Source organism: Colwellia sp. 5_MG-2023 (assembly GCF_030547795.1).
In the GTDB taxonomy this organism is placed as follows: domain Bacteria; phylum Pseudomonadota; class Gammaproteobacteria; order Enterobacterales; family Alteromonadaceae; genus Colwellia.
In genome coordinates this window covers 323,743-347,554 of record NZ_JAUOPW010000003.1, presented here as the reverse complement: position 1 = coordinate 347,554, position 23,812 = coordinate 323,743, and the positions used below count along the sequence as shown (strand labels likewise).

Annotated in this window: 20 protein-coding genes; 15 read left to right on the top strand and 5 right to left on the bottom strand. The window is 37.0% G+C overall.

Translation table 11 applies throughout. From position 1 onward, the window contains the following. Positions 1–83: 83 nt before the first annotated feature. Positions 84–308, bottom strand: a complete 225-nt coding sequence (locus Q4496_RS04605; protein ID WP_215972313.1) for a hypothetical protein — start codon at positions 306–308, stop codon at positions 84–86. Between the two features lie 167 nt (positions 309–475). On the opposite strand from Q4496_RS04605, the gene Q4496_RS04600 reads away from it, so the two are divergent. From Q4496_RS04600 to Q4496_RS04575, 6 genes are all read left to right on the top strand, one after another. After that, a complete protein-coding gene (locus Q4496_RS04600) occupies positions 476–1,354 on the top strand; it encodes a virulence factor BrkB family protein (RefSeq protein WP_215972314.1) in 879 nt (292 codons plus the stop codon). Continuing rightward, positions 1,351–1,788 carry a D-aminoacyl-tRNA deacylase gene (gene dtd / locus Q4496_RS04595; protein ID WP_215972315.1) on the top strand — a complete coding sequence of 146 codons (438 nt, stop codon included), beginning with the start codon at positions 1,351–1,353 and terminating at the stop codon, positions 1,786–1,788. Before Q4496_RS04600 ends, dtd begins: the two co-directional genes overlap by 4 nt. Positions 1,789–2,144: 356 nt before the next feature. Beyond that, positions 2,145–2,609 (top strand): Lrp/AsnC family transcriptional regulator, encoded by a 465-nt coding sequence (locus Q4496_RS04590; protein WP_215972316.1) that lies wholly within the window; start codon positions 2,145–2,147, stop codon positions 2,607–2,609. Positions 2,610–2,683: 74 nt separating this feature from the next. Further along, positions 2,684–4,222: an aminotransferase class V-fold PLP-dependent enzyme gene (locus tag Q4496_RS04585; RefSeq protein WP_303601486.1), complete on the top strand. Its 1,539-nt coding sequence runs from the start codon at positions 2,684–2,686 to the stop codon at positions 4,220–4,222. 177 nt (positions 4,223–4,399) lie between these two features. Beyond that, positions 4,400–4,612, top strand: coding sequence for a Fe-S cluster assembly protein IscX (iscX, locus tag Q4496_RS04580; RefSeq protein WP_215972318.1), 213 nt, complete (start codon positions 4,400–4,402; stop codon positions 4,610–4,612). Positions 4,613–5,262: 650 nt separating this feature from the next. Beyond that, positions 5,263–6,951, top strand: coding sequence for an NAD-dependent malic enzyme (locus Q4496_RS04575; protein WP_215972319.1), 1,689 nt, complete (start codon positions 5,263–5,265; stop codon positions 6,949–6,951). Positions 6,952–6,982: 31 nt separating this feature from the next. On the opposite strand, the gene Q4496_RS04570 is transcribed toward Q4496_RS04575, so the two are convergent. The 4 genes from Q4496_RS04570 to Q4496_RS04555 form a co-directional block, all read right to left on the bottom strand. Next, a complete protein-coding gene (locus Q4496_RS04570; RefSeq protein ID WP_303609993.1) occupies positions 6,983–7,693 on the bottom strand; it encodes a response regulator transcription factor in 711 nt (236 codons plus the stop codon). A gap of 14 nt (positions 7,694–7,707) precedes the next feature. Further along, positions 7,708–9,720 (bottom strand): cache domain-containing protein, encoded by a 2,013-nt coding sequence (locus tag Q4496_RS04565; RefSeq protein WP_303601484.1) that lies wholly within the window; start codon positions 9,718–9,720, stop codon positions 7,708–7,710. A gap of 139 nt (positions 9,721–9,859) precedes the next feature. Next, positions 9,860–11,485 (bottom strand): acyl-CoA synthetase, encoded by a 1,626-nt coding sequence (locus tag Q4496_RS04560; RefSeq protein ID WP_303609992.1) that lies wholly within the window; start codon positions 11,483–11,485, stop codon positions 9,860–9,862. 18 nt (positions 11,486–11,503) lie between these two features. After that, the gene (locus tag Q4496_RS04555; RefSeq protein ID WP_303609991.1) at positions 11,504–12,916 is read right to left on the bottom strand and encodes a solute carrier family 23 protein; all 1,413 of its coding nucleotides are present in this window, start codon (positions 12,914–12,916) and stop codon (positions 11,504–11,506) included. Between the two features lie 437 nt (positions 12,917–13,353). Here Q4496_RS04555 and ndk point away from each other — a divergent pair, with 437 nt between their 5' ends. The 9 genes from ndk (at position 13,354) to der (ending at position 23,681) form a co-directional block, all read left to right on the top strand. Further along, on the top strand, positions 13,354–13,785 hold the full coding sequence (ndk, locus tag Q4496_RS04550) for a nucleoside-diphosphate kinase (protein ID WP_215972324.1): 432 nt from the start codon (positions 13,354–13,356) through the stop codon (positions 13,783–13,785). Between the two features lie 265 nt (positions 13,786–14,050). Next, positions 14,051–15,223, top strand: coding sequence for a bifunctional tRNA (adenosine(37)-C2)-methyltransferase TrmG/ribosomal RNA large subunit methyltransferase RlmN (locus tag Q4496_RS04545; protein WP_215972325.1), 1,173 nt, complete (start codon positions 14,051–14,053; stop codon positions 15,221–15,223). Positions 15,224–15,292: 69 nt separating this feature from the next. Beyond that, positions 15,293–16,513: a type IV pilus biogenesis/stability protein PilW gene (gene pilW, locus Q4496_RS04540; protein ID WP_252727412.1), complete on the top strand. Its 1,221-nt coding sequence runs from the start codon at positions 15,293–15,295 to the stop codon at positions 16,511–16,513. Continuing rightward, entirely contained in the window at positions 16,514–17,530 is a 1,017-nt protein-coding gene (locus Q4496_RS04535; protein ID WP_303609990.1) for a RodZ domain-containing protein, read from the top strand. Positions 17,531–17,555: 25 nt separating this feature from the next. Beyond that, a complete protein-coding gene (gene ispG, locus Q4496_RS04530) occupies positions 17,556–18,686 on the top strand; it encodes a flavodoxin-dependent (E)-4-hydroxy-3-methylbut-2-enyl-diphosphate synthase (RefSeq protein ID WP_303601478.1) in 1,131 nt (376 codons plus the stop codon). Between the two features lie 110 nt (positions 18,687–18,796). After that, a complete protein-coding gene (hisS, locus tag Q4496_RS04525; protein WP_303495276.1) occupies positions 18,797–20,077 on the top strand; it encodes a histidine--tRNA ligase in 1,281 nt (426 codons plus the stop codon). A gap of 22 nt (positions 20,078–20,099) precedes the next feature. After that, positions 20,100–20,756 carry a tetratricopeptide repeat protein gene (locus Q4496_RS04520; RefSeq protein WP_303601477.1) on the top strand — a complete coding sequence of 219 codons (657 nt, stop codon included), beginning with the start codon at positions 20,100–20,102 and terminating at the stop codon, positions 20,754–20,756. A gap of 14 nt (positions 20,757–20,770) precedes the next feature. Continuing rightward, positions 20,771–22,018: an outer membrane protein assembly factor BamB gene (bamB, locus tag Q4496_RS04515; RefSeq protein WP_215972330.1), complete on the top strand. Its 1,248-nt coding sequence runs from the start codon at positions 20,771–20,773 to the stop codon at positions 22,016–22,018. A gap of 166 nt (positions 22,019–22,184) precedes the next feature. Next, complete coding sequence (der, locus tag Q4496_RS04510; RefSeq protein ID WP_215972331.1) at positions 22,185–23,681, top strand: ribosome biogenesis GTPase Der; 1,497 nt, start codon at positions 22,185–22,187, stop codon at positions 23,679–23,681. Positions 23,682–23,812 lie beyond the last annotated feature (131 nt).

The window sequence follows — 23,812 nt, the reverse complement described above, 5'->3', positions numbered from 1 at the left end:
CTTAAGTTAACCTAAAAAGGCCGATTGATGCTAAATCAATCGGCCTTTTTGTTAGAAAAATATCAATACATTATGAATGCTGATTAACCATTACTGTTAAATGTCGCAGCATCAAGAATAGAGTATAAGTGAAATATAGCGGCTATAATTGCAGGAATAATAAGCCACCACAGCGCATACCCACCAACACAAACAATAGCGAATATAATTGCCGGTAAAAGTCTTCCTTGTACTAATTGGCCTAGACCTGGAAAAAAGATATTACAAATTGCAGCAATAACATTGCCACCAGAACCTTGCTTTGACATAACACACCTTGCTAGTAAATTAGTTACTGATATCATAATATAATATTTACTATTAAAAAATCAGTAAATTAATGAAATATAGAATAACTATGATTAAATGGTTTTGTTTATTTTAAGCTTACTCATATCTACTAAAATGAGTAAAAAATTAGCCTATTGGTATATATATGAGTTCCGTATACATATTTTTTGAAAAAGTAAAACAGTCACTACCTTGGCGATATTATTTATCGTTTTTTAAGTATTTATTAAAGCGTATCAAACAAGCACAATTACCTGTGGTTGCCGGCCATCTTTCTTATGTTAGTTTGATGTCGCTGGTTCCTTTGATGGTGGTTGCCTTATCAGTGGCAACGGCATTTCCTATTTTTGCCGATATTCATAAAAGTGTTGAGCAATTAGTTTTTGACAACTTTGTACCAGCAGCTAGCGGGGTAGTGCAAGAATATTTAGCGTCATTTGTAGCTAATGCTTCTAAAATGTCAGCCGTGGCGATCTCTTTTTTATTTGTTGTTGCCTTATTACTGATTTCTTCTATTGATAAAACGTTCAATAATATTTGGCAAGTAACGCAAAAGCGCCGTGTTATCACCTCATTTTCTATGTATTGGATGATACTGACATTAGGGCCACTTTTAGTGGGGGCTAGCATTGCTATTTCTTCTTATATTGTATCCTTAGTAGCAATAGGTGTTGAGGATGATTTTGGTATCACTGATCAGCTTTTTAGGTTATTACCTATTTTGTCTTCTATGTCAGCTTTTGTACTTTTATATATGTTAGTGCCTAATAAAGCAGTACCATTTAAATATGCTTTTTTCGGTGCTTTAGTTGCGGCTATTTTATTTGAATTTGCTAAAAAAATATTTGCAGAATATTTAGCTGCATTTCCCTCTTATCAAGCAATATATGGTGCGTTAGCTATAGTACCTATTCTGTTTTTATGGGTATATTTATCTTGGCTAATTGTACTAGGTGGCGCTGTAATTACAGTGTCGTTACAAGAATACGAACTAGAAAATGAATTGGAAAACCCACAAATATGATTGCGTTAATTCAAAGAGTAAGCTCAGCAAGTGTTACCGTTGACAATGAAGTAATAGGTGAAATAGGCCAAGGTTTACTGGTATTTTTAGCTGTTGAGCCTGAAGATTCCCAAGCAAAAGCTAAACGTCTTGCCGAGCGAGTTGCTGGTTATCGGATTTTCAATGATGAAAATGGAAAAATGAACTTGAATGTCAAACAAGCAAATGGCGAGATCTTAGTTGTCTCGCAATTTACTTTAGCGGCAGATACCAGTAGTGGTATGCGACCAAGCTTTACTTCAGCAGCTAAGCCTGACTTTAGTAAGAGCCTTTATCAATTCTTTTGTCAGCAGCTACGTGATAAAGGTTTTAGCGTACCAACAGGTGAATTTGGCGCAGATATGAAAGTGCAATTATTAAATGATGGTCCAGTAACATTTACGTTAACCATTTAATTTTTCATGGTCTTCAGTCATTAATTGCTTAAAAATTAATTACCTAAATATTAATGATTAGAAAAACTCGCCTGTGTTTTTATTCATTAATCATGCCATTTTTATGGGTGGTGTACTGTAAATATGCTTAGCATATTATTGAATTGCTACCCTATACAACAATACAACCTTGAATTAAACCTCAGTTTAATTCATCAATTTTTATAAAAAATGATGAATTTTGATATTTTTTTACGATTTTTAGGAAAATTGTATTTCTCATAAAGGCCTTTTTTAGGCATAACTTTTCTCTAAATTTGATTTCACAATACTCTTGGGTTATTTTGTTCTAAAATAATTACAGTAAGTAGTACAAAATGCACTTAAATGATATAGATTTGCGGCTTATTGCTATTCTTCAGCGTGATGTTAGTATTGCGATTGATGAATTAGCTAAGCGTGTTGGATTAACTAAAACTCCATGCTGGCGTCGTCTACAAAAACTAGAGAAAAGTGGAATTATTAAACGTAAAGTCGCCTTGCTTGATGCTAAGTTATTAGATCTAAGCGTGTCGGTTTTTGTGCAAGTAAAAACCAGCAAGCATGATAGCGATTGGTTGGCGCAGTTTTCTAAAACTGTATCAGCTTTTCCCGAAGTGGTTGATTTTTATCGCATGAGTGGTGAATATGATTATTTACTACGTGTCGTGGTTAAAGATATTGCTAGTTATGATGCTTTTTATCAGCGTTTTATTCGAGCGACTAGCTTGACCGATGTTACCTCTAGTTTTGCCATGGAAGAGATTAAGCGCTCTACAGAATTACCATTGGTGATATCTTAAAGATTAGTTTACCAGTCTCTTGCTTATTTATAACTGATTACACTCACTTTAGGTTAATCGAACAGGGGACAATTATGTCGTTAGAACAGCACTTTTCTAAATTTCGTCAACACATTATAGGCCAAAACCTTGAGCATGAAATTAATGGAAAACAGCAAAAAATTATTTATGCTGATTGGACTGCAAGCGGTCGTTTATATCAACCAATAGAAAATTATATTAGCCATACACTTGGGCCTTATGTTGCCAATACTCATACTGAAACTAACTTAACCGGTAGTACGATGACATTGGCGTATCATGACGCACAAAAAGTGATTAAGCGCCATGTAAATGCATGTGATAACGATATCTTAATTACCTCTGGTGCAGGAATGACTGATGTTGTGAATAAGTTTCAGCGTATTCTTGGGTTGAGAATTCCGGAGCGCATGGCTGAGCAAGTCAGTTTTAGTGAGGAAGATAAGCCAGTCGTGTTTATCACTCACATGGAACATCACTCAAATCAAACAACTTGGTATGAATGTGATGTTACGTTAGAAATTGTGGCTAGTGACGAGAATGGTTTACCTTCTTTAGATAATTTAGAAGCGTTATTAGTGCAATATAAGGATCGCAAGGTCAAAATAGGCTCTTTTACTGCTTGTTCAAATGTGACGGGTATAAAAACTCCTTATCATCAGTTAGCTGAGATTATGCATAAGCATGGCGGGCTGTGTTTTGTCGATTTTGCTTGTTCAGCGCCCTATGTAGATATAGATATGCACCCCGTTGATAAGCTACAAACGTTAGATGCAATCTTCTTTTCGCCACATAAATTTTTAGGTGGACCTGGGAGCTCTGGTGTTCTTATTTTTAATAAAAGTTTATATAAAAATAAAATTCCTGATCATCCTGGCGGCGGTACAGTAACTTGGACTAACCCATGGGGCGAGCATAGCTTTTTCAATAATATTGAAATACGTGAAGATGGTGGAACACCAGGGTTTTTACAATGTATTCGTACCGCGTTAGCTATCAAAGTAAAAGATGCGATGGGGACAGATAATATTGCTAAACGAGAGCAAGAGCTAACAGAATATGTCATGTCAGAGCTGAGCAAGAATGAACAAGTAAATATGCTTGAACCTACAATTACAGATCGTTTAGCCATAGTGTCATTTTATATTACCAATGTGCATTACAATTTAGTTGTACGTTTACTTAATGATAAATTTGGTATTCAAACTCGAGGGGGGTGCTCATGCGCAGGTACTTATGGTCATATTTTACTCAATGTTGATCAAAATACATCACAACAAATTACCCAACAAATTGACGAAGGAAACTATTGTGAGAAGCCAGGTTGGATTAGGGCTTCTTTCCACCCAACAACAAGCAATGAAGAAGCAAAGTTTGTTGTTGAGTCAATTAACAAGTTAACTGACAATATGGCTGAATGGTCGAAAGAATATCGTTTTAACCCTGCAACAGGTGATTTTGAAAAGAATATTACCTCGGAAGGTAAGTTACAAAGTTATGTTGGAATAAATGGTTTTAAACCGTTGTATTGTGGTGAAACTATTGTAGAATCGGGAGTCAATAAATCTATGCTAAAAAGATTCTTCCGATAAATGACAGAAAACACTATTATCTTAAAATTACGGCAATGGTGGAAAACTGAGTGTAAATATTGCAAAAGAGCACGTTTGCTTTTGCTGTGGTTTATCTTAATGTTGATAGTCGACTATTATTGGTTCCATTTATTATTTTAGTATTCGTTTACACGTTAATAACCCATAGGATAAAACATGAATACTTCTGCAGGACTAAAGTGGATTGACTCATTAGAAATTGCGCTTGATTTAATTGAGCTCTATCCTGATGTAGACCCACTAACATTAAATTTTACGGATCTTCGTCAATGGGTGCTTGATCTTGAGCGTTTTAATGATGATCCTGCGCACTGTGGGGAACGTGTACTTGAAGCTATTCAATTAGCTTGGATAGATGAAGCTGATTAATTAGGTAAGTCCAGTTGATTAGTTCAGCGAGCATTAAGTTATATGCTTAATCTAAAGTCATAAGTAGTAAAGGATTCTTGTTATTCCATAATTTAGCATTTTCTTCACTTATTGCTTTTTTATTATCCTTATCTGCTGATTACCTTATCGGCATATAGCGGCAACAATTTTTGAAGTGTTGGTTGTGTCATTTATAATGTTATTGATTTCCCTTTGACGGTACGCTGTCTCTTGTTGAGTATGGTAACTTTTACCCTACTCAGCAATATTTGGGTGAATCAGCAGAGCTCCAACTTAGTTTCGCCATTATACCTATCTCCTAGCTATGTGAGCATTTCTACTCATTAAAATCACCAACTACATCGTTATTTATTTAATAATTATAACAGCTAGTTATTAAATAAATGCCTTGTATTTGGCAATGTTTTCTACGTATAAAATTGTTCACTTAATTAATGAAACTGGTATTATTTATTGTCATCTATGCCAAGCTAAAAATATTCTATATGCTGCAATCAATATCATTTTAGTGTATTTTCAGTATTCATAAAAATAATGCTTTATATCTTAAGCCTTCACACGGTAAAATTTGAATTTAATAAGTATAAACATCAACATCAACATAAACCTCAACATAAGCAGTAAGTGAAATGACTCAAAGTAAGCGCTCTTTATATATCCCCTATGCAGGCCCAACATTATTAGAAACACCGCTATTAAATAAAGGCAGTGCTTTTGATCCACAAGAACGTATAAACTTTAATTTAACTGGTTTATTACCGCCGCGCTTTGAAACCATAGATGAGCAAGTTGCTAGAGCGTATCGACAGTATTGTTCTTTCCATACTAATATTAATAAACATATATACCTGCGTGCTATACATGATAATAATGAAACATTATTTTTTAAATTAGTACAAAATCATTTAGCAGAAATGATGCCTATTATATATACACCAACGGTTGGTGACGCTTGTGAACAATTTTCAGATATTTATCGGAGCTCACGTGGTTTATTTATTTCTTATGATGATAGATATCAAATTGATGATATTTTAAGAAATGCGACTAAAAACAAAGTAAAAATAATTGTGGTTACTGATGGAGAGCGAATTTTAGGCTTAGGTGATCAAGGTATTGGCGGAATGGGTATTCCAATTGGTAAACTCTCTTTATATACCGCCTGTGGAGGGATTAGTCCGGCCTACACTTTACCTGTCATGTTAGATGTTGGTACCAATAATCAAAAACTATTAGACGACCCTATGTATATGGGAGCACGTCATAAACGTATTGGTCAAACTGAGTATGATGAGTTTTTATCGTTATTTATAGATGCAGTGAAACGTCGTTGGCCTCAGGTTCTTTTGCAATTTGAAGATTTTGCACAACCGAATGCAATGCCGCTTTTAAGCCGATACCGTGATCAAATATGTTGTTTTAATGATGATATACAAGGTACAGCCTCAGTAACCGTAGGGACTTTACTCGCGGCTTGTCGAAGTAAAGGTGTTAAGTTGTCACAACTTAATGTTGCTTTTGTTGGGGCAGGATCTGCTGGGTGTGGTATTGCCGAACAAATTATCAGTCAAATGATAACTGAAGGTATTTCACCATTAGAAGCAAGAAGCCAAGTATATATGGTCGATAGGTTTGGTTTGTTAACGCAGGGTATGGATAACTTACGTGATTTTCAGCAGAAATTAGTGCAGAGTAAAGTTGCTATTGAGCAATGGGATATTGAGGGTGAGTATGCCACGCTTTTAGAAGTGGTGCATGGTGCTAAACCCGATATTTTAATAGGTGTATCAGGACAGGCAGGTTTATTTAGCGAAGAAGTCATTAAAGCGATGAAACAGCACTGTAATAAACCTATTATTTTCCCGTTAAGTAACCCGTCAAGACAAGTTGAAGCAACACCAAGCCAAGTGATTAATTGGACTAATGGCGAAGTTATCATTGCAACAGGTAGTCCTTTTGATCCTGTCGAATATCAAGGCGAGATTTTTCCTGTAGCTCAATGTAACAATAGTTATATTTTTCCTGGTATCGGTTTAGGGGTTGTTTCTGCGAAAATTAGTAGAATTACGGATAAAATGTTGCAAGTAGCCAGTGAAACTTTGGCTGCTGCTTCACCGTTAGCGAACACAGGTAAAGGTGAATTATTACCACCGTTAACTCAAATAGCTCAGTTAAGTAAAGAGATTGCTTTTGCCATTGCTAAAGTTGCTTATGAGCAAGACTTAGCGCTTGAATTATCTGATGCTGATTTATTGGCAAAAATAGAGCAAAACTTTTGGAACCCTGAGTATCGTCAATATAAGCGTATTAGCTTGTAAGTGAAAAAAGTTAGACTTGGCAGCTAGTGGTCTACTGCCAAGTGACTTCTAAGGTAAAGATATAACCAGCACCGTAAACTGTTTTTATGATTTTTGGATGTTTATGATCTTGCTCTATCTTCTTTCTTAATCTCGACATTCTTACGTCTATACTACGATCAAAAGAGGTTGCATCAAGGCTCAGTAAACGCTCTCGTGATAATATCTGTCGAGGTGCTTTAAGCAATATCATCAATATTTCAGCTTCTGCGGCGCTTAACATAAAGCTACCGCCCTTATTATTTTCTAAAGTAAGGGTTGATTGTTCAAAGGTCCAGTCACCAAAGCTGGCGGTTTGCAATGTTGTCTCAGGTAATTCACTTACAACAAGTCGACGAATAATGCTGTTTACCCGCGCTACTAACTCTCGTGGATCAAACGGTTTACCAATATAATCATCTGCGCCTAATTCTAAGCCTAATACTTTATCGGGTAAGCTATTGCGACCGGATAAAATTATCACGCCAATTTTTTTATCATCGAATAGTTCTTTTACTAATGATAAGCCATCCATATCAGGTAAACCAAGGTCAATAATACAGAGCGAAGGTAACTGTTTTCTGATCGCTAATAAGGCTTCTTTTCCAGTACAAAATGCTTGGGTTTTAAAGTTATAACGTTCAAGCTCTTGGCAAACTAAGCTACATATCTCAGGTTCATCATCAATAACATAAATTAATGGTTTGGTGTTCACAAGTGTCATTACCTCGATGCTTTTTATTGTAATGCTTGAAATAATTTATTTGCCACAAAGGGCTTTTTTAACAAAATCGGTATGTCTTTATTTGGCTCAGTTGCTGGGTGAAAATAGCCACTCATCAGAACAATTTTACAGCTAGGTGAGCGAGTTTTTAACAGCGTAGCTAGTTCAAAGCCATCTTTATTGCCCGGCATACTAATATCTGAAACCATACCGTATAAATCATCAATAGTATCAATTAGCTGCTCAGCTTCGTCGCTGTCATTTGCCTCGATAACGTTTAGCCCAAATGCGATTAACTGCTTCCTAATTATAGCACGAACATCATTATCATCTTCGACTAATAAAACAAGCTTATTGGAAAAGTCTGTTGTTATGACGTTTTCATTATCGTCATGGAGAGAGGCAGATGACAGCTTGTCGTCTTGCTGATGAATCAGTAAGGGTAATAAGAGTGATATTTTAGCACCGCTAACTTTTTGATTAGCAATGCGTATATAACCTTTTGATTGTTTAATAAAGCCAAAAACAGTACTTAGGCCAAGACCCGAGCCTTGGTGCGTTTCTTTAGAGGTAAAAAAAGGTTCGAATGCTTTATTTATTGCTTGTTCCGAAAAACCAGAGCCATCATCTGTAATGGTAACTTCAACGTAATCAGCAAAAGTAACTTCTTCATCAAATTGTAAAGGATGCTCTACTGTTTTTTTATTGACTGTTATTGTTATATCACCACCGTTTGGCATAGCATCTTTGGCATTTAATACTAAATTAATTAAGCAATTTTCTAGTTGGTTAGCATCGACATAGACATGCAAATTATTATCTAAATAATGAGTCTTTATGGTAATTTTACTAGGTAATGATCCTTTTAACAGCGTAATGGTTTCATCAATCAGTACGGTAATATCCACTTTACAAGGGCGTAAATACTGTCGTCTTGAAAAAGAGAGTAAACGGTTAGTAATGTCGCTCCCCTTACGTGACGCTTTTATTGCGGGCAGTAAATGCTGTAATAATGCTTCATTTTGTTCATTATCTTGCTTAGCAGCATGTAGATTACCTAAAATAATAGTAAGTATATTATTAAAATCGTGAGCTAAGCCTCCTGCAAGCTGTCCTATTGCATTAATGTGTTGTACTTGGGCTAGTTGTTTTTGTGCTTGTTGGCTTTCACTCATAGCTTGCTGAAGTTGTGCGTTGGTGGTGGATAGGGTTTGGGTGCGTGAGGCTACTTTTAAGTCTAACATCTCGATGTTTTCACGCATTTGTAGCACCATATCGTCAAACGCTTTACCCAAAATGCCTAATTCATCTTTGCGTGATATACCACTGGTGACATTTAAGTCACCTTGACTTACTTTTCTGGCAATTAATGCGAGAGTGTTAATTGGTTTTGTTATCCAGGAAGAAAAAAGGAGCGCTAAAAAAATAGCACACATAAAGGTAATAAAGCCCATGGTTAAAATGCGTTGGCTTAGAAGTTTACCGCTACTTTGCAATTCATCGATATAAACAGAAGAGCAAATATACCAGCCTAACTCAGGTAAATGACGTACTAACGATATTTTATTATGGCTGTAATTATTTGCGTCAGTAGGCTTGTCCCATTTATATTCAAGTTCTTTTCCTGTATCGGCTACAGATATAAGCTCTTGTAAAATATATTTACCATTATGGGTGTTTTTAAGTTTTACTGCGTTGGTACCATTAATGTTGGGGTTAGGGTGGTATAGCATATTGCCTTGTTCATCAAAAATGAAAAGATAGCCGGTTTTCGCTATCACACTTTTTTTTATTATTTGTTGCAGTCTGTCTACTACTTCTTTTTTAGGGGGCTTTAAATCTAATTGCATATTGCTGGCTAATTCAAAAATATTATTTAATACCAGACGACTCGCATTTTTTTCAATTTGGTACACTTCTTTATTAATTAAGGGGACTGAATACCAATAAATGCCAACAAACAACAGCAGTAAGGTAGCGGTGATGGCAGAAAAAAAAGTACGGGATAATTTTTGCTTAAGAAACATTCGTCACCTGTATTTACCGAGTTTTTAAATCGGACAATGGAAGCTACAAAATACTATAAAAAAAGGGCTGGCGTGAAGCCAGCCCAAAATAGTAGCGGAAGGACGGTTGGGTAGCTACTATTGGATAAAGACTTTCTTATTACCTATTCGCCTGCTCACGTAAAATAAATTTTTGTATTTTACCTGTTGACGTTTTCGGTAACTCACCAAAGATAATCGTCTTTGGTGTTTTGAAGTGTGCCATATTATCGCGACAAAAAGTTACTATTTCTTGCTCTGTTATCGCTATATTCGGTATTGGTGTAATGAATGCGCAAGGCGTTTCTCCCCATCTATCATCTTTCTTGGCTACCACGGCAACTTCTTGCACTTTAGGGTGACGATATAAGATATCTTCTACCTCGACGCTTGAAATGTTTTCACCCCCCGAAATAATGACATCTTTTGAGCGATCTTTTATTTCAATATATCCGTCACTGTGCCATACCGCTATATCGCCAGAGTGGAGCCAACCACCTTTGAAAGCAGATTGAGTTGTGGAAGGATTTTTTAAGTAACCTTTCATTACCAAGTTACCGCGCATAAATATTTCTCCAACAGATTTACCATCTTTAGGCATCGGTACTAAAGTGTCAGGGTCTGCTACCATCAGTTGATCAAGCATGGGGGAGCGAACTCCTTGGCGAGATTTCAACTTAGCTTGTTGTTCAGTGCTTTTATCATTCCATTCATCATGCCACGCACAAACAACAGAAGGGCCGTATGTTTCAGTTAACCCATAAGTATGTGTGACTTTAAAGCCCGAAGCTTCTATTCCTTCAATCACGGAAGCCGGTGGTGGCGCACCAGCCGTCATTACTTTCACTGTATGGTTAATGTCGGATTTTAATGAATCATCCGCGCTATTTAGCATATTTAATACAATAGGCGCTCCACAGAAATAGCCGACTTGTTCGGTTTTAATTAACTCAAATATAGGCTCTGCTCGTACATGCCGTAAACTAATACTAGTGCCGGCGGTGGCTGCGATTGACCAAGGGAAACACCAGCCATTACAATGAAACATAGGCAGTGTCCATAAATAAACAGGATGTTCGCCCATATTCCATGAAATAACATTGCTCACCGCATTAAGATAGGCACCACGGTAGTGATAAACAACCCCTTTAGGATCACCTGTTGTGCCTGAAGTATAATTTAACGAGATTGCATCCCACTCATTGTTAGGTCGTATTGCTTGAAAAGTATTGTCGCCTTCTTCAAGTAATTGATCATAGGTTAACTCGCCAATCAATTGACCTTCATGAAAGTTAGGATCATCAATATCGATCACTAGCGGTTTATGCGGAATCATACGTAATGCTTTTTTGACCAACGAGCTAAACTCCTTGTCCGTAATTAATACTTTGGTTTCGGCATGTGTCAGTATAAAAGCAATTGCTTCAGCGTCTAGGCGTGTATTGATCGAATTAAGCACAGCGCCACACATTGGTACCCCGAAATGTACTTCAAAATGTTCACTAATGTTTGGTGCTATAACCGATACAGTATCACCTCGGCCAATACCACGTTTTGATAACGCACTTGCAAAACGTGTACATCGTTGAAAAACCTCTAGCCATGAATGGCGAATGTCGGCGTTAACGGTTGCTGTTTTATTTGGATAAACAAAGGCTGCTCTTTCTAAAAAAGCAACGGGGCTTAGTGCTGTATAGTTAGCTTCGCTAGGCTCTAAATATTGTTCAAAAATGTTTGCTGTAGTCATTTGTCTGTTCCCCTATTGCTAAGTGTTACTCTTTGGTTTGCTTATTTCTTCCTGCGTTTCGTCAGAAAAAATAATATTGTCTTTACTGTGATGTTTTCCCATAAGCTTCGGGCGCTCAATAAGAAAATATAATACGATGCCGATACACACCGCATACATAGTAGATTTAGGATCTGGCATGGCTAAAGTAACGGCAACAATACCGGCAACACCTCGTTCGGTTGAATTTTTTAGTTGTTCCATGCCAACCATGATACAAATATAGGCTGTGAGTACTAAGGTTAAAGAGAGTGCTATCGGTAAAACAGGTTTAAATAATGTCACTAGAGGTAATGCCAATAGTGCTAATAAGCCGCTTATCCAAAAGGTACCACCGCCACTGTAAATTGATTCCATCGATTTACGTCCCATAGCGTAACGCTCTGCAACTGTTGCATGTGCAGCTGTCCATACTGGCCCTGCTAAACCTGGCCATGGCGCAAAAAACGCATGTAACGCATTTCGAATAGCTGTAACCAAATGGACACGATCAACATTCTCTTCAATTTTTTCATCATCACGCAAGTGATCAACACGTTTAACTAAGGTAAAGCCAACAAGAATGTCGCCAAAAGCGATAACGTAAGCAATGATAGCGGTTGGAATAGCGAGTAAGAATATTTCCCAATCTGGGTAACCAACAGTAAAGGGGAGGTATTGCCACATTAAGCTAAAATCTGGGCTTGTAATGCCCCATTCTATTTCAGGTAACGGATATTCACCTACAAGCCAACCAATAATCATGGCAATGATCATTCCTGGAACCATACCAAAGTTGGCAATTCTTTGGGCGAGGGCATTTTCATTAATGACATTTTTAAAAGATAACGAAAATAATATATAAGCTGAAATGATAGAGCCTACAATTAATGAGATGGGGGTGGTATCGATACGGCCACCTATCTTTAATTCTCCCATCATAGCCGCCATACCGGCACCAATGATTACGCCGCACTTGAGAGAATTAGGAATTATATTAACTAAAGTGGAGCCTAGGCGAGTGATCCCCAAAATAAGAAAAATAATTGTCACTTCAATTTGTAGTGCAAATAATGCTCTTATCGCTTCAGGGCCAGGTTCAAAACCTTTTAAATAAAGTAATACCACTGGAATAGCTGGTGTTATCCAGCCAGGAACGAGTGGTACACCAAGTAAGCCTGGTAATATATAACCAATACCAGCAATAAAAGTAAAAGCTAAAGCGGCTTCATAAGGCATACCTAAATAACTTTCCAGTAAAGGGATCATTGCCAAGCCAACAACGAACATAAAAAAACCTTGTATCATTTCTGGCAATTCCCAGCGGTAATGTACAAAAGGTAATCTAATTTTAAATGGTCCTGCTGGCCAATATGGTTGCTCTTCCCCGTGAATTCTTTTAATTAGTTGCATCAAAATTCCTATTATTGTTTTTTATTTTGATGCGCAGTGAACTATGAAACTATTGCTGAATTTTTTCGACAATGTGACCAAATGTAACAAGCTAAAATGTTATTTGCTTAGCTAAATAGCCTAATTGTTTTTATTTTTATTAAGGATAAATTTTTCCGGTACTGACAGGCTTGGGATACAGCTTGTTTTATGTGCTTTTTTATTTGCATTTAAATACCAAGATAAAAAATGGGGCATATTTTCTGTCTTTACCTTACTTACGACTAAAGGACCAAAAAAAATTAAACATTTTAGTCGGTCTAAATAATTATTAACGAGTTAATATAGGAATTTACCGTGACTTGGTTTATAATCGCGCCAAAATTTGTAGGTGTCAGTCTATTGTGCCGATATCTATTTAATTACACTAAAATTTAAATCTATTAAAAGGGCTTATCATGGCTATCGAACGTACTTTTTCTATCGTAAAACCAGACGCAGTTGCTAAAAACTATATTGGTCAAATCTACAATCGTTTTGAAACTGCAGGTCTAAAAATTGTTGCTTCAAAAATGTTACACCTAAGCAAAGAGAAAGCTGAAGGCTTCTACGCAGAACATAGCGAACGTCCTTTCTTTGGCGCTTTAGTTGAGTTTATGACTTCTGGTCCTGTAATGGTTCAAGTTTTAGAAGGCGAAAACGCGGTTCTTAAAAACCGTGAAATCATGGGTGCTACTAACCCTGCTGAAGCTTTAGCTGGTACTATCCGTGCTGATCTTGCTGATAGCATTGATGAAAATGCTGCTCACGGTAGTGATGCATTAGAGTCTGCAGCACGTGAAATTGCTTACTTCTTCACTGAAGAAGAGATCTGCCCACGTACTCGTTAATTCATTTTTAATTTTAGCAAAATCAATGTATTTATTGTCGGCTTTACGCTCGTATTAACATACGCATGGTGATGTCTATTAATATTGAGTTTGTTTTCTTGATTAAATAATGAATTAAATTAGAAAGGATTTTACTGAGTAATCAGTAAAATCCTTTTGTGTTTTATCTTTACGGTAAAATTGCGGGTTTCGCGTGAAAAGCGTACAATTCGTAACCTTGTTTTATCTTTTTTCTGTTTTAGTATAAATTGTGAGAGTTTGTTGTATGAGCGACCCTATCGTGAAAGAAAGCGCCAAAGAAAATACCAAAGTAAATTTATTGAATTTGGACCATCAAGGGCTACGTGAATATTTTGCCTCAATTGGCGAAAAACCTTTTCGAGCAGATCAAATAATGAAATGGATTTACCATTTTGGTTATTCTGACTTTGAACAAATGACCAATATAAATAAAAAACTGAGAGAAAAGCTACAACGAAATTGTATTATAAAATCCCCTGAAATTTCTCAAAAACAAGTTTCTAGCGATGGCACTATCAAATATGCGCTTGTGTTAGAAGGCGGTCAAGAAATTGAAACCGTATGGATCCCTGAAAATGATCGTGCTACTTTATGTGTATCATCACAAGTAGGCTGCGCCCTTGAATGTACTTTTTGTTCTACAGCACAACAAGGCTTCAATCGTAATTTATCGATGGCCGAAATTATTGGTCAAGTTTGGCGTGTTGCAAATGATATTGGCGCAACGCGTATTACAGGAAAGCGCCCGATTACGAATATTGTTATGATGGGAATGGGCGAACCGTTACTTAACATGAAGAACCTTATTCCTGCGCTTGATACTATGCTTAATGATTTAGGCTATGGACTTTCCAAACGTAGAGTTACGGTAAGTACCTCGGGTGTTGTACCTGCGCTAGATATGCTTAAAGAAAAAATTGACTGTGCATTAGCTATTTCAGTACATGCCCCAGACAATACTTTACGTGATGAATTGGTGCCAATTAACAAGAAGTACCCATTAGAAGAGTTTATATCTGCGGCCGCTCGTTATATTGAAGGCTCAAAAGCTAACAAACAAGCAACTATTGAATATGTGATGCTTGATCATGTTAATGACTCAACAGAGCAAGCGCATGCTTTGGCACGAGTGTTAAAGGATCTACCGAGCAAAATTAACCTTATTCCTTTTAATCATTACCCTGGTTCTCCTTATAAGCGTCCAAGTAATTCACGTATAGATAGGTTTGATAAAGTACTACAAAGCTATGGTTTAACTGTGATAACGAGAAGACCTCGTGGTGAAGATATTGATGCGGCTTGTGGGCAGTTAGCTGGCGATGTGTTAGACCGAACAAAACGTACTCAAGAGTTGCAAGATGTTCAAATAGAAAAAAAACAAGCTAAAGCTGACGAAATCTCGGTAAAGATAGTCTGAACGCGTTACTATCAAACTTTACTAACATAACAACTAATGAAGTAACTTCACTATATTATGGATAAACATTTGATTAGCAAAAAAGCCGTTATCGCAATTCTGATATTGCTTCCTGCTTTCTTATCAGGTTGCGTAACACAGAACTACGAAAATGATGATACACCTGTGGTCCAAAACCAAGCTAATACGGATGATATGGCTGCAACACGTATTTCGTTAGGTTTAGGTTATCTGAAAATGGGTAATATGCCCCAAGCTAAGCAGAATTTAGAAAAAGCAAAAAACTTTGCTCCTAATATGGTGCAAGTATATACCGCATTTGCGCATTATTATGAAACGGTTGGTGAGCATAAGTTAACCATTTCATCCTATGAAAAGGCATTATCAATAAAAAGTGATGATGCTGATACGCTAAATAACTATGGTGTTTATCTTTGTAGGCAAGATCGGATTGAAGAAGCTGAAAAACAGTTTTTAAAAGCAATTGCCGTACCTAGTTACCTTTTAGTGGCTAAAAGTTATGAAAATTTATCATCATGTTTTTTACAAAATGATGATTTTATTAAAGCTGAAATGTATTTACAAAAAGCAATTTTACACAGCCCTAGTAGCTCATCGATATTATTCCAAATGATACGATTGCAATATGCTATGGGAGACTATAAGCAAGCTAAATCATTTAATCAGCGTTTCGAAAAAGTCACCCGTCGTTTTACTGCTCAGTTTTTAGCCTTGTCTTATAAAGTGCACTATAAACTTGGTGAGCGAAGCACGGCAAAAAATTACGGCACTATGTTAGTAAAAATGTTTCCTCAATCATGGGAAGCACAACAATATTTACTTAATGAGTTAGCATCGATAGAAGCGGATAATCTGGCTAAAAGATATGCAGCCTTAAAAGCAGCTAATATGCTGAATAAGTCTAAGAAACGTATAGTAAAGTTGTCACCTAAAAAAAATAAAAAAAGTGGGACTCAAACACCGCAACAAGTTGTTGCTGAAAAAGAAGTTAATAGAGTACACTTATCTGCACTTACCCCAAATCGGGTAAAAGAATTAAAAACCGCAGAAAATCCTGTTGTCATTCAGGAAGAACCAAAGTCTGCAACACCAGAGCAGTCTAAAAAGTTGCCAAGTTTCCATGTCGTTGAAAAAGGCGATACTTTGTATAGTATTTCAATGAAATATAATATAAAAATTGAAACGTTGCGTCTATGGAATAATATTAGTGAAAAACTTTATATTAAAGATATAATTTTTTTGGAAGATCCAAAGTTGGTAAATCAGTAGATGAGTGAAAAAATAATAGACGCAGTTGATAATAATCAACTTGATGAACTTAATGAAGATATGGAAATGATTGGTCCAGGCCAAATATTGAGTGAAGCAAGAGAAAAAGCATCGTTTACTGTGGAGTATGTTGCTAATACCTTGAATTTCAAGGTTAAATTAGTAGAGAGTATTGAGCGAGATATATTCGATAATAAATTACCAGCCACTTATAATCGCGGTTACCTGCGAAGTTATGCCAAACTTGTTAATGTTGATGTAAGTGAAGTACTCAGTGCTTATGACATGCTTGGCGTTGCCGAAGTTCAGCGAAGTGAAATGCAAAGTTTTTCTAACTTAACCGAGAAACAAGCAGAGCATAGTCGGATAATGTGGCTGAGTTACATTATTGCTGCGATTTTGTTTGGTTTAATGATAATGTGGTGGTTACAAGAGCCAAAGCAGGGCGTAGACGAAAATATTGTTAATGAAAGCCTTGTCACAATTCCTACTAGCGAAACAGTTAATCAAGACGGTAATATTGAAGAGAGTAATGCTGATAAAGCGAGTGCTGAATTAAATGATGCGTCGAAAAGTGACTCAGTACCAAACGATATTATAGAAATCATCTCCGAAGATGAAAGTATCCCGCAAGAAAATACAGATTCGATTATAAACAATCCAAGCCCCGTAGAAACTCAAGTTAGCACAGTAGAGGATACCACTTCAGAAGAGTTAACTAATACTGCTCCTGTATTAGCGCTTGATGAAAACCTTGAAGAAAGTGTCGCAATCGACACCGCTATATTTACTTTCTCAGGTGATTGTTGGGTTAATATTTTTGATGCAAATGGCGATCGTATTGCTTGGGGGGTTAAAAAATCCGGTTATGTAATGACGGTTACAGGTCAAGCACCGTTAAAGATTACTTTGGGGAAACCCGAATTAGCTGAGATTGAATTTAATGGTCAGGCTGTCGACTTGTCTGAGTTTAATGCGGGTAATATTGCTAAATTTACCTTACCGCTAACGTTATAAATTGTTTGTTAGATAAGTTTAAAATATGTTTAAAGAATCACCTATTATTCGCCGGAAATCACGTCAAATTATGGTAGGCAATGTACCTGTTGGTGGCGATGCACCAATAACTGTACAGTCTATGACTAATACTGAAACGACTGATGTTGCTGCTACCGTAGCTCAGATAAAATCGCTTGAAGCTGTCGGGGCCGATATTGTCCGGGTTAGTGTGCCAACCATGGATGCAGCTGAAGCCTTTCGTGAAATAAAAAAACAAGTGAATGTGCCACTCGTGACAGATATTCACTTTGATTATAGAATTGCATTAAAAGTTGCTGAATATGGCGCAGACTGCCTACGTATTAATCCTGGGAATATAGGTCGAGAAGATCGTGTTCGTAGTGTTGTAGAGTGTGCCCGTGATAATAATATACCAATTCGTATTGGTGTAAATGGCGGCTCTTTAGAAAAAGATATCCAAGAAAAGTACACTGAGCCAACACCTGAAGCACTACTTGAATCGGCCATGCGACATGTCGATATTCTAGACCGACTTAACTTTGATCAGTTTAAAGTGAGTGTTAAGGCTTCAGACGTATTCCTCGCGGTTGAGTCATATAAATTATTAGCTAAACAAATTGATAACCCACTACACCTAGGCATTACTGAAGCTGGCGGTTTACGCTCGGGCTCAGTAAAATCGTCAGTTGGCTTAGGTTTATTATTAGCACAAGGTATCGGTGATACTTTACGTATTTCCTTAGCTGCTGATCCTATTGAAGAGATTAAAGTGGGATTTGATATTTTAAAATCCTTAAAACTACGCAGTAGAGGTATTAATTTAATTGCATGCCCTAGCTGTTCTCGTCAAGAGTTTGATGTAGTTGCTACTGTGAATGCTTTAGAGCAACGTATTGAAGATATTATGACTCCGATGGATGTTTCTATAATCGGCTGTATTGTTAATGGCCCCGGTGAAGCAATGGTATCTGACTTAGGATTAACAGGCAGTAGTAAGAAAAGTGGTTATTATCTTGATGGTATTCGCCAAAAAGAACGCTTTGATAATGGCAACTTAGTTGATCAATTAGAGCAACGTATTCGCGCTAAAGCGAAAGCAATGGATGAACGTTTAGCTCAAAATAATCAAATTGATTTTAAAGCGCTCGATTAAGAGTGTTATTCTTCGATTTGAGAATGAGTATATATTCGAGATTATATATTCGCTATAATGCGCGCTGCGTAAAATTAATGTTTTTTTAAGAATAAAGAGAGATACGATAAGTGGCTAAAAATAAAGCGCTACAAGCAGTTAGAGGTATGAACGATTGCTTGCCAAGTGAAACGAATGTTTGGCAAATGGTAGAGGATATACTGCGCAGAGTCGCGAGTAATTACGGTTTTGCTGAAATTCGTATGCCAATTGTTGAATCAACAGCACTATTTAAACGCTCTATTGGTGAAGTAACCGATATAGTTGAAAAAGAAATGTACACCTTTGAAGACCGTAATGGCGACAGCCTGACACTACGTCCTGAAGGAACAGCAAGTTGTATACGTGCAGCAAATCAACATGGACTTTTATATAACCAAGAGCAACGCTTATGGTATATGGGGCCGATGTTTCGACATGAAAGACCACAAAAAGGGCGTTACCGTCAATTTCATCAATTTGGTCTGGAAGCGTTTGGTATTGCCACTCCTGATATTGACGCAGAAATTATTTTACTAACTTCTCGCTTATGGCGGGAACTTGGCATCAATGAATTTGTCACACTAGAGTTGAATTCATTAGGTAGCAATGACGAACGAGCGAATTATAGAGATGCATTAGTTAGTTATTTAACTGAACGTGAAGAGTTATTAGATGATGACTCGAAACGTCGCATGCACACGAATCCATTAAGAGTATTAGATAGTAAAAATCCGCAAGTGCAAGAAGCGTTGGCTGATGCACCTAAATTATCTGATTATTTTGGCGAAGAAACGCAGGCACATTTTGACAGCCTTTGCCAAAGATTAGATGCAGCCGGTATTAACTATGTATTGAATGAGCGTTTAGTGCGTGGATTAGATTATTATAATCGTACCGTTTTCGAATGGGTTACCACAAGTTTAGGCGCTCAGGGTACTATTTGTGCCGGTGGACGTTATGATGGTTTAGTAGAACAATTAGGTGGTAAAGCAACACCAGGTTTTGGTTTTGCATTAGGTATTGAACGCTTAGTATTAATGTTAACTAATACAGAAGTTGCCGCTAATGCTCGGCCACAAGTCGATGCATATGTCGTTATTTTAGGTGATGATGCGCAAATTAAAGCAAATGAGCTTGCTGAGCAATGGCGTGATCAAGTGCCAAATATTCGTTTGCAATGTCATTGTGGTGGCGGCAATATGAAGAAACAATTGAAGCGCGCTGATAAATCAGGTGCTCAAATCGCGTTAATTTTAGGTGAAGATGAAATAGCACAACAAAGTGTTATGGTTAAATATTTACGCGGACAACAAGAACAACAAAACGTGGATTTTGAAAAAATTCCTAGTTTGTTAAGTGATCTAATTTAAAAGTTTTAGTCAAGGTGATGTAGTGGAAATTTATCAAACAGAAGAGCAACAAGTAGAAGCTATTAAAGGCTATTGGGAAAAGAACGGCAATATGATTATTGTCGGTATTGCCCTTGGTTTTGCTGGCTTTATTGGTTTTAACTTTTATAAAGATGGCAAGCTTGAAGATGAGCTAGCAACTTCTGATAGCTATCAAGCATTAATGGAAGAAAGCACTAAAGATAAGGCTGCATTTACAGAAAATGCGACAAAATTTATTAGTGAAAATTCAGCCACAAGCTATGCATCGTTAACTGCTTTAGCATTAGCGAAAGAGGCGGCAGAGCAAAAAGATTGGCAAAGTGCTCAAACTCAACTGTCAATCGCAGTGGATAAAGCACCAAGTGATGGTATCAAAGGTATTGCAAGTGTACGTTTGGCGCGTGTGCAAATTCAACAAGAGCAGTTTGATCAAGCTTTAGCAACCTTAAGTAAGCCTATCCCTGAGTCTTTTACAGCAGCTGTTGAAGAAATAAAGGGCGATATTTATTTATTACAAAATAAAACAGAATTAGCACTTAATGCTTATCAACTTGCTATTGCTTCTGATGGTTTAGCTACGAGTCCAAATTTACAAATGAAAGTAGATGATTTAGCGACAACCGTTAATTTAACCACTACAGTTCCTGTTGCTAAGTAAAATAAGGTCATTTAATGCTTTTTTCTAAAAAACAAACAAGTAATGGTTTACTCGGTAAATACGCAAAAGTATTTTCTGTGTTTTTGCTCTCTAGCACTTTATTTGCATGCTCTTCTACTGATGAAGATACCAGTGATTTACCTGCCGAGTTAACAGAGATCGAACAAAGTTTTGAACCTAACGTGTTGTGGGAAGAAAGTGTTGGTGACGGAAGTGGTGATTACTTTTCACGCCTTAAACCTGTGGTTGCCTATGGCAAAGTCTATAGTGCGAGTCGTGAGGGGGATGTTATTGCTTTCGATCCTAAAACAGGTAAAGAGCTTTGGGAAACTGACTTAAGTGATATTAATAACGAGCGCAGTTTTTGGGATAGTAGAGTCCCAGCGCTACTTTCTGGTGGCCCAGCCGCAGGTTTAGATAAAATCTTTATTGGTAGTGAAAATGGTAAAGTATACGCCTTAGATGCACTAACCGGTAAAGTGTTGTGGGATGCTAATATCAAAGGTGAGGTTATTAATACGCCTGCTGTTGATTCTGGTGTTGTGATTGTTAATACATCTTCAGGTATTTTAAAAGCCTTAAACTCTGATACGGGTGAAGAATTATGGAAAGTGGAGCAAGATGTACCAGCATTAACATTACGTGGTATTAGCGCACCAGTTATTGCTTCTGGTGGAGTATTAATTGGCACCAGTAAAGGTGGTGTAAGTGTTTACTTGTTAGATAATGGTCAACAAGGTTGGTCTACAGAAATAGGTGAAGCGACTGGCTCTACAGAGCTTGAGCGTGTTGTTGATGTTGATTCAACGCCGGTGATTTTTGGTGATAAAGTCTATGCTATATCATCTCGAGGTAACCTAGCAGCAATTGAACTTCAAAGTGGTAGGTTACTTTGGAAGCGTCAATATTCATCTTACCGTCAATTGTCTATTTACCGTAATACTATTTTCTTAACAAACTTGCGTGGCCATGTTTATGCTATTGATCGAATTAATGGCATTGAACGTTGGAGTAACTTAGATCTTGAAAACCGTGGTGTAACCGGACCAGCATTCATTGATGACTATGTTATTGTTGGTGATTTTGAAGGTTACTTACATTGGTTAAATCAGGAAACAGGTAAAATTGTTGCTCGTCATAAAGTTGATAGCAGTGGCTTTAACACTTCACCAACAGTATTTGATAATATCTTGTACACTCAATCACGAGATGGTGATTTGCAAGCCATTGAAACACCAAAGATTATAAAGCCGAGCGAGTAAATCAGCTTTAACTAAGCAATCTATTTTAATTAAAGTAGGGTTGTTTATATGTATACGCGGCTCCGGTGCTTTTGCATGTGGGGCCGTTATTTGTTTTTACGCTCTTAGTTTTAATTAGATCGAATCTACTAAAGCTAAGTGACTATTTTTGAATTTTGAGGTTTTCATGCTTCCAGTCGTTGCCCTTGTCGGGCGTCCCAATGTTGGTAAATCAACATTATTTAATCGCTTAACGCGTTCTAGAAATGCTTTGGTTGCAGATTACCCCGGTTTAACCCGAGATCGTCAATACGGTAAAGCTGAAGTTGAAGAGCATCCTTTCATTGTTATTGATACCGGTGGTATTCATGGTGATGAAGAAGGAATTGATGCACTAATGGCTGAGCAGTCATTAATGGCAGTAGAAGAAGCTGATGCTGTATTGTTTTTAGTTGATGCGCGTGCCGGTTTAACATCTGCAGATTATGGTATTGCTGATTATCTACGTAAAAAAGATAAAAAAATATTTTTAGTGGCTAATAAAGTTGATGGTATCGATGCTGACTCTGCTGTAGCAGAGTTTTATGCCTTAAGTTTAGGTGAAGAGGTTCATAAAATTGCCGCTGCTCACGGCCGAGGAGTGACTCAATTATTAACATTGGCACTTACCCCACATATTGAAGAATTAGGTCAACCTAAAGCTGATGGCACAGAGAATGATGAATTTGACAGTTATGCTGATGATGAGTTCGATGTTGAGTTAACAGAAGAAGAACTAGCAAAGCAGGTTGAAGATGCGCCTAAAGAACACGATACCATTAAACTCGCTATTATTGGTAAACCGAACGTAGGTAAGTCAACACTTACTAACCGTATACTCGGTGAAGAACGTGTGGTTGTTTATGATATGCCTGGCACAACACGTGATAGTGTTTATATCCCGATGGAGCATAATGGCCGTCAATATACATTAATTGATACTGCGGGTATTCGCCGTCGTAAAAATGTAACTGACGTCGTTGAAAAGTTTTCAGTAATAAAAACATTACGTGCGATCGAAGATTCTAATGTCTGTTTACTTATTATTGATGCGCGTGAAGGTATTACCGATCAAGATTTAAGTCTGTTAGGCTTTATTTTAGAATCAGGTCGTTCGTTAGTGCTAGCGGTAAATAAATGGGATGGGTTAGACGATCACGTTAAAGATCGTATTAAAACTGAATTAGATCGTCGTTTAGGTTTTATTGATTTTGCTAAAATTCATTTTATTTCCGCATTACATGGTACCGGTGTTGGTCATTTATATGAATCAGTTGAAGAAGCCTTTATTAGTGCGACGAAGCGAATTTCTACAGCGATGGTAACTAAAATTCTTGATATGGCAGTGTTTGATCATCAACCACCAATGCATAATGGTCGTCGTATTAAGTTAAAGTATGCTCATGCCGGTGGCTATAATCCGCCTATTATCGTGATTCATGGAAATTTAGCGAAAAAATTACCAAGTTCATATCGTCGTTATTTAATGAATTATTACCGTAAATCTCTAAAAATAATGGGGACACCTATTCGCATTGAATTTAGAGATACAACAAATCCATTTGCAGGTAAGAAAAAACTTACTTTTACCGAGCAAAAGAAAATGGCTAGAGCGACTCAAGGTTATAATAAAGATAACAAATAATGAGTTAAATAAGGGCGGTTTTCTTTTTGAAAACCGCCCTTGTTAATACATAATTTAAGAGTTTACTTAAGAATAGTTATCCATTTTCATTGCTTTTAATTTATTCTTTGACTAGGGTGATTAGATACACT